The organism is Proteiniphilum acetatigenes DSM 18083 (assembly GCF_000380985.1).
Lineage (GTDB): Bacteria > Bacteroidota > Bacteroidia > Bacteroidales > Dysgonomonadaceae > Proteiniphilum > Proteiniphilum acetatigenes.
The window spans coordinates 164,999-175,840 of sequence record NZ_KB905699.1 but is presented as its reverse complement, the minus strand read 5'-3'; the positions used below and the strand labels follow the sequence as shown (position 1 = coordinate 175,840).

Here is a 10,842-nt window from a genome sequence, read left to right as displayed (position 1 = left end):
GAGTAACCTCCATGTTTCTTCTTGTTACGACCCAGTTCCCTGGACACCGTTGAAGGACTGACCCCTATGGACTCTGCGATGGTTCGCTGGCTGTCACCATTTTTTATACCTAAATAAATCGCGTACCTTTGTTCTGAAGTTAACTGTTTGTATTTTTTTCTCATAAGCAACATAATAGTTAATTTTAGGGAGACTTCGGTCTCCTTTTTCTTTTATGTTGCCGCTTGACTCTCCTCGGGGGCTTCGCGCCCCCGGCCGTTAGGCAAACCCCCGCGGTGTTTTTCATGATTGTTTTGAAGAAATCATTTCAAAAAACAACACCCGGGTGTTGCACTTCTAAGTTGAACTTAGGTCCCCGATCAACCTTTCTTCGTCAATCTGCTTTTTTACGAAAACAGCAGCCTGAAAGCGTCACTCACCCTTTTCACCTGCTGAATATCGATCTTCATCTTCTTATTGAATCCTTTCAGGTTGTTGAAAGGCACAAGAATACGGGAAAAGCCCAGTTTTTCGGCCTCCTGAATACGCTGTTCTATACGATGTACAGGCCGGATCTCACCCGACAAACCGACCTCTCCACAGAGACAGGTCTCGTTTTCAATTGTCATATCAAGGCTGGACGAGAGCACAGCACTGATAACCGCGAGATCCATACCAGGATCGCTCACTCGCAACCCCCCGGCAATATTAAGGAAGACATCTTTTTGTGCCAGTTTAAACCCTGCCCGCTTTTCCAGCACAGCCAACAGCATATTCATCCGCCGGATATCAAATCCGGTAGCGGAACGTTGTGGCGTACCGTAGGCGGCAGTACTTACCAAAGCCTGCGTTTCGATCAGAAAAGGACGAACACCCTCAACCGCTGCGGCAATAGCTACACCACTCAGGCCATCATGGTTCTGGGTAAGCAGCAGTTCCGACGGATTACTCACCTCGCGCAATCCCGACCGGTTCATCTCATAAATAGCCAACTCCGCAGTACTTCCAAACCGATTCTTGACTCCACGAAGGATACGGTACATATAATGCTGATCGCCTTCAAACTGTAACACCGCATCCACCATATGTTCCAGTATCTTAGGGCCGGCTATGCTGCCCTCCTTGGTGATATGGCCGATAAGTAACACAGGTGTACCCGATTGTTTGGCAAATTTGAGGAGCAACGAAGCACACTCGCGCACCTGAGAAATACTACCGGGAGACGATTCCAGCACTTCGCTGTAAATAGTCTGTACCGAGTCGATAACCAACAATTGCGGCGACACTTTCCTTACATGCTTAAAGATTTCATCGAGATTGGTCTCACACACGATGAGACAATCATCATTTTGTATACCGATCCGATCGGCACGCAGTTTCAACTGACCTGCGCTCTCTTCACCCGATACATAGAGAGACTTCACACCGGAGAGCTTCAAAATAGTTTGGAGCACCAATGTCGATTTTCCGATGCCCGGCTCTCCTCCGATCAGCACAACGGACGCCGGAACCAATCCTCCCCCCAGCACACGGTTCAGCTCCCCGTCGTTCATATCGATTCTCGGGAGTTCATCGGCTTTGATCTCGCTCAGCGTCATCGGTTCACTCCTGACCTCCCCGAACGAACGGGTATCTTCCTGTTTCGAAGCAGTATCCTTACGTACCAGTTCTTCAACAAAGGTCGACCATTCACCGCAGGCAGGGCATTTCCCCATCCACTTGGGAGATTCATATCCGCAACTGGAGCAAAAATAGACAGATTTCAGTTTCGCCATGCAGTTATTGTTTAGAAAGGTAAAGATAGAGAAATTTCTTGTATTTTTGTAGCGCATATAAATCGATTACAGATGTCAGTTATTCATACACTCATTTCCAAATCACTGAATATTCCTATCAGAAATGTAGAGAACAGTATCAAACTGCTGGAAGAAGGTGCCACCATCCCTTTCATCAGCCGCTACCGGAAAGAGGTGACAGGAGGTTTGGATGAGGTGAAGATCGCCAATATCAAAGAGCTGAATGAAAAGTATACAGAACTCGAGAAACGAAAGGAATATGTACTTAAGTCGATTTCTGAGCAGGAAAAACTGACGCCCGAACTCGAAAAAAAGATCACTGATTGCTGGGACAGCACGGAACTCGAAGATATCTACCTGCCCTATAAACCGAAACGGCAGACCCGCGCTGAGATTGCCCGCAAGAACGGACTGGAACCCCTTGCGAAATGGTTGATGGCACAATACCACGGTTCACCCGAAGCGAAAGCGACACAATATCTCAATGAGAAGGTAGCCGATACGGAAGCTGCTTTGAAAGGTGCGCGTGATATCATTGCCGAATGGGTGAACGAAGATGCGCATGCACGCCAAATGGTACGGAATATGTTTGCGCGTGACGCGATAATCATCTCAAAAGTGGTGAAGGGAAAAGAAGAGGAAGGAGAGAAATATAGAGACTATTTCGATTTTTCCGCACCGTTATCCCGCTGTCCGTCGCACCGAATCTTAGCGATTCGTCGCGGTGAAGTCGAAGGATTTCTGCGTGTATCTATTTCTCCCGATGATGAGAAATGCCTCGACAGGCTTGTACCGCGCTATGCAAAAAATGACACTGAAGCAGCCGATCAGGTGGAGGATGCGGTGACCGACAGTTACAAACGCCTGTTGAAACCTTCCATAGAGACGGAGTTTGGCAACCTCTCCAAAAAACAGGCCGATGAAGCGGCCATCGCTGTTTTCGCGGAAAACCTGCGCCAATTACTTCTGGCGCCCCCTTTAGGGCAGAAACGTATCCTGGGTGTCGATCCCGGTTACCGGACTGGATGCAAGCTGGTTTGTCTGGATGAACAGGGAAATCTGCTGCATAACGAGACCATCTACCCTCATCCTCCGCAGAACGAGTTTACCAAATCGGCAAGTAAAGTAGTAAAACTGGTTTCCACCTACCGGATCGATGCCATTGCCATAGGGAACGGTACGGCCAGCCGCGAAACAGAACGTTTTATTACCAGCCTGAGATATGAAAAAGAGGTGAAAGTATTCGTAGTAAGTGAAAGCGGTGCATCGGTCTATTCCGCCTCAAAGATAGCACGTGAAGAGTTCCCCGAATATGATGTGACTGTAAGGGGTGCCGTCTCTATCGGGCGGCGGTTGAGTGACCCGCTGGCAGAATTGGTGAAGATCGATCCCAAATCGATTGGCGTGGGTCAATACCAGCACGATGTAGATCAAACAAAGCTGAAAAGATCTCTCGACCAGACTGTGGAAAATTGTGTAAATCTCGTGGGCGTGAACCTCAATACGGCCAGTAAACATCTCCTCACCTATGTATCGGGGCTGGGTGAGGTACTGGCACAGAATATCGTGAATTGGCGCACGGAAAACGGTCCTTTCCATTCACGTAAGGAACTGAAAAAAGTACCGCGCCTGGGAGAAAAAGCGTTTGAACAATGTGCGGGATTCCTTCGCATTCCGGATGCAGAAAATCCGTTAGATAACTCTGCCGTGCATCCTGAAAGTTACGCGATCGTGGAACAGATGGCCGAAGACCTGCAATGTACGGTAAAAGAATTAATCCGCAACAAACCGCTCATCGGAACCATCGATATCAACCGATATAAAACAGAAAAAGTAGGTGAGGAGACGCTTACAGACATATTACAGGAACTGGAGAAACCGGGGCGGGATCCGCGTACCAAGGTTCAGGTATTAGAGTTTGACCCCAATATCCGGGCCATTAACGACCTGAAAGAAGGAATGATATTACCCGGTATCGTTACTAATATCACTAATTTCGGTTGCTTCGTGGATGTGGGTATTAAGGAGAACGGGCTGGTACATATCTCTGAACTGGCCGACCGTTTCGTTTCTAACCCTACCGACGTGGTATCGCTTCACCAGCATGTAAAAGTAAGGGTGTTGTCAGTTGATCTGGAACGTAAACGAATCCAGTTAAGCATGAAGCAAGCATGAACATCATTACACTCAAAGTGAAAAGGCAGCAAGGTCTGATATGATGATTCTACGATTTGATAATGATTAACACAGAAAGAGGGTAAAATCAGCATTGTGATATACCCTCTTTGCTATAAATTATTTCAGGTGGCAGTAACACAAAGGTTCTGCCTACGGATTGGGACTATCTTATTTGAGGCTTTTATACATTGACGAAGGGAAATATATCTGAAACCCTACATTTAAAGATAATCCGTTAGAACTACCTGTTCCGAATGTTCCGTTATAAAGCAATAGTGCTTCTACAGCGACATTCTCGGTCAGAAAATAAGAATAACCAGGTCCGAAGTTCACATTGAAACCGATATCGGCTCCTCTGGCGCCACCAATTCCCGCTCCGGCTTCCAAAAACCACCGTCCCTGCCTCAGCAGCGTGTCGAATTCATCAGGCCCGAAATAGTAACGACCGAACGCATTCACGTTGTAAGCATACGCATCATCGCCCGGTTGAGCCGTGTAGGTAAGTCCCACCTTACCACCAACAGCAACATTATCCTGGATAAAATAGCCTACACGCGGGGTTAAAGTAATATTGAAAACATTTTCATCACCCAATCCCAGACTCAAGTCTCCGATACCACCGCCTACCAGTGTACTACCTTTCTGAAGTTGAGCAGTAGCCATACCTATAGAACAGGCAAAAACAAGTAAAGTACTAAACAAAAATTTTTTCATTTCTTGAAGTTTTAGTGATTCTACATAAATGTTATTTAATTTCTGAGACATTCAACTCAGTCTCAATTTCTATTACAACAACTACTTTTAATTTTTGTTTAAACTACTTTTTATAATTTACTTTCAAAGGCATTATATGTAACGTTCCACAAACAGGATTTTTAGAATCAGGAACAAGACTTTACAATTTGACTACATAGATTTTAACTACGTAGATTGTTAATTTAAAATTTAAAATTTCAGGATTTGGCTTCGCTGATTTACTCAAAAATCCAATGTCAACTGCTGCTCAGTAAGTCGAAAGCTTTTCCGGTGATAGGAAGTAACACCATACACTCTGATTGCTTCCCGATGTGCTTTGGTGGGATATCCTTTATTACGATACCAATCGTATACCGAATGTATTTCATGGAGTTGCCGCATATAGTCATCACGATATGTTTTTGCAAGGATTGAAGCTGCCGCAATAGAGCGGTATTTAGCATCTCCTTTGATCACACAGGTATGGGGTATATTACCAAAGGGGCGAAAACGGTTACCATCTACCAGAATATATTCAGGCAGTATATCCAGACGTGCTAATGCACGATGCATCGCCTTTACGGAAGCCCAAAGGATATTCATCTCGTCGATCTCCTCGGGAGAGCAACTTTCCACGGCATAACACAAAGCATTTTTTTCAATGATCTTCCGTAATTCATCTCGTTCTTTCTCCGAAAGCTGTTTGGAATCATTCAATCCGTCACAATGAAAATCATCAGGCAAGATCACCGCAGCAGCAAAAACGGGTCCGGCCAGGCAACCACGTCCGGCTTCATCACACCCGGCCTCCAAACGTCCCGGTTGCATACAGATCATTAAAGGATCAAACTGCTTCATTTCATCAAATTATTCTCATGAACACATTTAACTGCACTTCTGTGGGCTCCACCAATTTTAGTCACATTGGCCCACAATCAATCATTATCAAATCGTTAAATTATCACTACTTCCCGATAGATCGGGACAAGTTGTCCCGACTTGACGGGATCATTCCTTCCCACCCTTTCACCTTTCCACCTTTTCACTTTTCCACCTTTTCACTTTTCCACCTTTTATCTCCGAAAAGGGAGCGTCACACGGTTATCCTCCGGGGGAAAATCGAATGAAAAGGAATCGGCATCAGCTTCACTCCCTAACTGGTCGGCGAAAAGACGGATTGCCGTTTTCATCTCCTGATCCAGTTTTTCATCTCCTCTTACATGTATCAGGCTCAGTTTCACAATCACATCTGTAAGCGCCTCGACAGTCTCCTGAGACATAGGGATATCCAACTCTTCCAGCCTGTTTTCAGCCACCCGGCGGGTTATAGTCTCCAATTTATCCCGGTATCTCGCTGCCAGGTCAGGATTACCGGGGAGAGAGGTCACAAAACGGGTATTGATAGAAAGACCGGTATCAGTCAGTTCCATCAGTCTGTAGGCAAAAGGATATTGTGCCAACGAAGCAGTCTCCACATCATAGATAACATTTCCGGCAGAAGAGGTATGCATAGTGATATCATTGGCGTGAAAATGTCCTGTAAAAACTACTTTCAGTCCGGCATCGGCAAGAAGATCGGCATTCTTTTCCCACTCATCTATCAGATACTGCGGAAAGAAGGCTGCCTGATAGGGCATATGCTCCATCAAACCATGATGCATCATTCCCAACACTGTAATTCCTTTATCTTTTGCTTCGTCGAGGATATCAATGGCCCAATCCAATGTTTCAGGAAGGAGACGACCACTGGTAATAGATTTTGTCGTATGCTCTTCATAGCGGTTGGTATCAAAACAGAGGAGCCAGACAGATTCATTGATTTCTGCAAGATAACTCAGAGACGACTCATCCCTTTTCAACGCATCGGAATAACCGAACGGTCCATAGAGTTCTGTGAATTCCTCTTTCGAAATAGTTTCAGTAGATGTAGCCTGTTTCCCTTTGTAAGCTTTTGCATCGGGGATATTGATATCATGATTTCCGGGAATTACGAGAATGCGGATTCTCTGGTTTTGCAACAATCGGAGTTTCTCTATAAAACCGAGATGACTTTGCTTCTCTCCGTGATTGGTGATATCACCTGTTATCAGTAATAAATCAGGCGCTTCCCTTGTCAAATCGGCCAGCACTGTATCCAGCACGGCATGTAAATCGGCAATATTTCTACCAGTCGCCCTCTCATATGCAGAGAGTGCTTCCCCCTCTGCAACAAGGTTTTTATCAAGAAAATGAATATCAGTTATTACAGCAACCTTTACCGTTCCGGCAATTCCGGACGATGCATAATATCCGAGAAAGAGGATAAAAAGAATAAGAATAGTTCCTCTTTTATGAATTAAGCAAGTTTTCGATTTCATCGATATCGGATCGGAATCCTTTGTCTACTTCATAGAAATCCTTTACTGTATTGCAGGCATGGAGTACGGTTGCATGATTGCGGTTACCAACCTGGGCTCCGATCTGTGAAAGTGACAATTCTGTATGTTTCTTGATAAAATACATAGTCACCTGGCGCGCCTGCACTATTTCACGCTTACGGGATGCGGACTGGATAAGCTCTTTTTTCACATGATAGAAGTCAGACACTATATCCTGGATCTTCTGCACAGTAATACGCTTCTTTTCGAATTTAATACTTTGTTCTACCACCCGCCGTGCCAACACCAGGTCGATCTCACGATTATTGATGATGGAATGTGCCATCAGGGAGACCACAATCCCTTCCAGGTCACGCACATTTTCAGTGACGTTCTCGGCAATAAATTCGATCACGTTTTCCGGGATGATGAGTCCATCGGCGAGTACCTTGTTCTGAAGGATCTTCTTTCGGAGTTCCTTATCGGGACGCTCCAGCTTGGTAGTAAGTCCCCAGCGGAAACGGGTAAGCAGCCGCTCTTCCACCCCCTGCATATCCATAGGCGGACAATCGGAAGTCATAATCAACTGCTTGTTATTCTGATGCAGGTGATTAAAAATGTGGAAAAAAGTGTTCTGCGTTTTCTCCAATCCCGCGAGTTCCTGAATATCATCGATCAAAAGTACATCGATACTCTGGTAAAAGTTGATGAAGTCATTGATTGTATTGAACCGGCGCGCATCGGTATATTGCACCTTAAACAGATGGGCGGAAAGATAAAGCACCTTCTTATCGGGATAAAGTTCCTTTACCTTTGATCCGATGGCATGACAGAGGTGAGTCTTTCCCACACCGGAATAACCATGCACAAACAGCGGATTGAACGCCGTCTTTGCCGGGTTCAAGGCAACCGCTTCGGCAGCTGTACGAGCAAGGCGATTACTTTCGCCTTCAAAAAAATTGAGAAAGGTATATTTGGAATTGATCTGGGAATCGAACTCCGAAGTCTCCACTCTGTCAAAAGGGCTGGGCACTTTCGCAGACACCTTGCCGGCAGCATTCCTGTCCGTCCCCCCCGCATAGGACTTGGTCTCCCCCCGGAGTTCAACGGCTGTATTATTTTCTGTCTCTACCAGTATACGATAATTGAGGATAGTCCCCTCTCCTATTTCGCGGTAGAGTGTATGCTGAATAAGATCAAGGTATTTATCTTCCAGATACTCATAAAAAAACTGACTTGGAACCTGGACCGTAAACACATGATCTTGATACTTTAGCGGAACAATGGGTAAAAACCACGTATTGAACGCCGGTTCGGGGATATTATCCCGGATGACATTCAAACAATTATTCCATAAAAGTCGGCAATCTTTATTCATTGGTAAAAATGATCTTTTTTTTTCGCAAACGGATTACAAATTTTCAAAAAAAAACCGAGATAAAAAAATAAACTTCAGGTCAGGATTTTTCTCATTCCAAAAAAACGCTATTTATCAACAAAATAGAACCAAAATATTATATATCAGATAATTAACCAGTGACTCAATATTAAACAGGACTGATTGACAATAGGATATAAAAACCCTACAATTACTCCACAATTATCCAAAAAGTTACGATATTGTTACTTAGCTTCGATCAACCAAAGAGTTCACCTCCATTTCCGGACAAGGCATTATTTAGAATGATTCTATTTAAATTTCCGAAGGAGTATCAATTCAAAACTTCCGTCCCCTAGAAAAGACGTAATCGTATGGTCAAATAACGATCCGGATTCTGCCGAATATCTTCTAACAATTTGGTTGCCGTATCAATTGTCACATTGAGGCTATCATGTAGTTTCGTATCGTTCAGCAGCAGCCCAAGAGAATTATCGTCACTATTGATTTTGGCTGTCAGTAGTTTCAGATTATTTACTGTCTCGTCGATAGATGCGAACGTGCTCGCCATATCCATCTCACTCAGTTCCTTGCTGACCTCTTTCAAATCGGAAGAAACGGACGTAAGATTCCTGCTGATCTCGGGGAGTTCCCGTTCCAGGGAGCCAATCATTCTGTTCAGGCTCGCGCTTGAGTTATTGAGTTGCTCCACCGTACTGCCAATCCCTTTAATCGATTGTTCCCAGCCAGGATTGGCCGCGATTTTTTGTAGAGAATAGATCAATGAATCTACCCGCAGCAGAATAGAATCAGCCTTAGGCATCACAGTAGCTACACCATCCATCAATCCGGCCTCTTTTCCACCCGTAAGGGTATCTCCCTTTTCCAGATAGACATCGGATTTTGCCATTATGAGATTCACAGTAGAGGCCCCGAACAGATCGAGACCATACTCGAGGTGGCTCCCTTTCGGGATCCGTATATCTTCCGACAGGTTAAGCCCCACGGAGAAACGCATCGGATCATCACTCACCATCTCTATCTTATTGATCAGCCCTATCTGATAACCTTTCACATAGATAGGTGATGAGATCAATAACTTCGATACGTCATCAAACAGGGCATAATACTGATTCTGTTTTTTGAGAACATTCATCCCTTTCAGAAAATTGATCCCGAAATAAATCATGACAAGGCTGGCAATAAAAGCCAGTCCGATAAGAGCATTCCTACTTAATTTGGTTCTCATATATTGAAAATCTGTTTATTTCACGCGTTCTCCGTTTTCGAACTCGATAATAAAAGCATCTTTGAAATTCTTCCGCACCTTACTCAATAATTTCCGGCTTTCTTCAGGATTGGTTGTGCGTCCATATGTATATTTATAAGTCTTACCATCGGTATAATAGTCGACAGGGGTTAACCCTTTGAACACCGAAGCACCGTTCTCATACTTCCGGGATGAAGTAAGAAACTGAACCCTGTATTCTTTTCCACTCACCGCTTCAGGTGACAGCCGGCTCTCCTGAGACTGCGGATGTTGTGCTCCACCGTTAGTAAACACATAACTCTTCTTATCATACTCCCGCTTATACTCTTTGAAGCCATTATAAATACTTGCAGCGAGCGAGTTCTGACCGCTCCCGCTCTTCAGGTATTTCTCTTCCTCCCTGTTACTGATATATCCCAACTCCACGAGTACACTTGGCATAGCCACCTCTCTCAAAACGAGAAATCCGGCCTGACGGACATTTCTGTTGATTCTCTTCGAATTGGCAACCAACTGGTTCTGTACCATAGTAGCAAAATAAACACTCCGGTCGAGAAACTCATTGGCCATGAATTCAAAAATAATATAAGACTCCGGCTCATTAGGATTAAACCCCTCGTACTTGACTGAATAGTCCTCCTCGTACATAATCACCGAGTTTTCCGCCTTTGCAACATCCAGGTTGTCTTTGCTCCTATGCAACCCCAACACGAAAGTCTCCACTCCTTGTGGAGATGTTCTCCTGCGGTCGAGAGCATTACAGTGAAGCGAGATAAACAGGTCGGCATGTGCCTTATTGGCAATCGCGGCTCTCCGATTCAACTCCACAAACCGGTCGTCTTTTCGTGTATATACAACATTTACATCGGGATGATTATTCTCGATGAGCTTCCCCAGCTTCAGACCTACCGACAGTACAATATCCTTCTCTTTGGAACTCGATCCTACAGCTCCGGGATCCTTACCCCCATGACCGGGATCAATCACAACAGTAAATTTCCTGTTTTGAGCAGATAGCGGCTGTACTGTAACAAACAAAGCCGGCATCAGAATCCAAAAAAGAAAAAACAACTGCTTTCTATGTAACGCCATACGAATTGCTTTTTACAAAAGTAGATATAAATTTTGTATTGAAAACAGTTTCAGGGT

Annotated in this window: 9 protein-coding genes; 1 reads left to right on the top strand and 8 read right to left on the bottom strand. The window is 44.7% G+C overall.

Annotation, left to right across the window (positions count from 1 at the left end; all coding sequences use genetic code 11):
* Together F597_RS22045 and radA are read right to left on the bottom strand one after the other, a co-directional pair.
* Positions 1-164, bottom strand: a 164-nt coding sequence (locus F597_RS22045; protein WP_157279137.1) for a helix-turn-helix domain-containing protein, incomplete at its 3' end; no start/stop codon positions are given.
* Positions 165-386: 222 nt separating this feature from the next.
* Complete coding sequence (gene radA, locus F597_RS0113275; RefSeq protein WP_019540241.1) at positions 387-1,754, bottom strand: DNA repair protein RadA; 1,368 nt, start codon at positions 1,752-1,754, stop codon at positions 387-389.
* Positions 1,755-1,826: 72 nt separating this feature from the next.
* Between radA and F597_RS0113270 the strand changes: the two genes are divergently transcribed.
* Positions 1,827-3,950, top strand: coding sequence for a Tex family protein (locus F597_RS0113270; RefSeq protein WP_019540240.1), 2,124 nt, complete (start codon positions 1,827-1,829; stop codon positions 3,948-3,950).
* Between the two features lie 171 nt (positions 3,951-4,121).
* Here the strand turns inward: F597_RS0113270 and F597_RS0113265 are convergent, their stop codons facing one another.
* The 6 genes from F597_RS0113265 to F597_RS0113240 all read right to left on the bottom strand — a co-directional run bounded on the left by F597_RS0113265 (position 4,122) and on the right by F597_RS0113240 (position 10,785).
* Entirely contained in the window at positions 4,122-4,667 is a 546-nt protein-coding gene (locus F597_RS0113265) for a hypothetical protein (protein ID WP_026327452.1), read from the bottom strand.
* 264 nt (positions 4,668-4,931) lie between these two features.
* The gene (locus F597_RS0113260; RefSeq protein WP_019540238.1) at positions 4,932-5,546 is read right to left on the bottom strand and encodes a ribonuclease HII; all 615 of its coding nucleotides are present in this window, start codon (positions 5,544-5,546) and stop codon (positions 4,932-4,934) included.
* 215 nt (positions 5,547-5,761) lie between these two features.
* Entirely contained in the window at positions 5,762-7,045 is a 1,284-nt protein-coding gene (locus tag F597_RS0113255; protein ID WP_019540237.1) for a metallophosphoesterase family protein, read from the bottom strand.
* A complete protein-coding gene (gene dnaA, locus F597_RS0113250) occupies positions 7,017-8,423 on the bottom strand; it encodes a chromosomal replication initiator protein DnaA (RefSeq protein WP_026327449.1) in 1,407 nt (468 codons plus the stop codon). The genes F597_RS0113255 and dnaA overlap by 29 nt, the downstream gene beginning before the upstream one ends.
* Positions 8,424-8,778: 355 nt before the next feature.
* A complete protein-coding gene (locus tag F597_RS0113245; protein ID WP_019540234.1) occupies positions 8,779-9,672 on the bottom strand; it encodes an MlaD family protein in 894 nt (297 codons plus the stop codon).
* Between the two features lie 15 nt (positions 9,673-9,687).
* The gene (locus tag F597_RS0113240; RefSeq protein ID WP_019540233.1) at positions 9,688-10,785 is read right to left on the bottom strand and encodes an N-acetylmuramoyl-L-alanine amidase family protein; all 1,098 of its coding nucleotides are present in this window, start codon (positions 10,783-10,785) and stop codon (positions 9,688-9,690) included.
* Positions 10,786-10,842: the final 57 nt, after the last annotated feature.

Bases quoted from the DNA above. Each gene is read 5' to 3' on its own strand.
- radA (WP_019540241.1), bottom strand. From the start codon at position 1,754: ATGGCGAAACTGAAATCTGTCTATTTTTGCTCCAGTTGCGGATATGAA.
- F597_RS0113270 (WP_019540240.1), top strand. From the start codon at position 1,827: ATGTCAGTTATTCATACACTCATTTCCAAATCACTGAATATTCCTATC.
- F597_RS0113265 (WP_026327452.1), bottom strand. From the start codon at position 4,667: ATGAAAAAATTTTTGTTTAGTACTTTACTTGTTTTTGCCTGTTCTATA.
- F597_RS0113260 (WP_019540238.1), bottom strand. From the start codon at position 5,546: ATGAAGCAGTTTGATCCTTTAATGATCTGTATGCAACCGGGACGTTTG.
- F597_RS0113255 (WP_019540237.1), bottom strand. From the start codon at position 7,045: ATGAAATCGAAAACTTGCTTAATTCATAAAAGAGGAACTATTCTTATT.
- dnaA (WP_026327449.1), bottom strand. From the start codon at position 8,423: ATGAATAAAGATTGCCGACTTTTATGGAATAATTGTTTGAATGTCATC.
- F597_RS0113245 (WP_019540234.1), bottom strand. From the start codon at position 9,672: ATGAGAACCAAATTAAGTAGGAATGCTCTTATCGGACTGGCTTTTATT.
- F597_RS0113240 (WP_019540233.1), bottom strand. From the start codon at position 10,785: ATGGCGTTACATAGAAAGCAGTTGTTTTTTCTTTTTTGGATTCTGATG.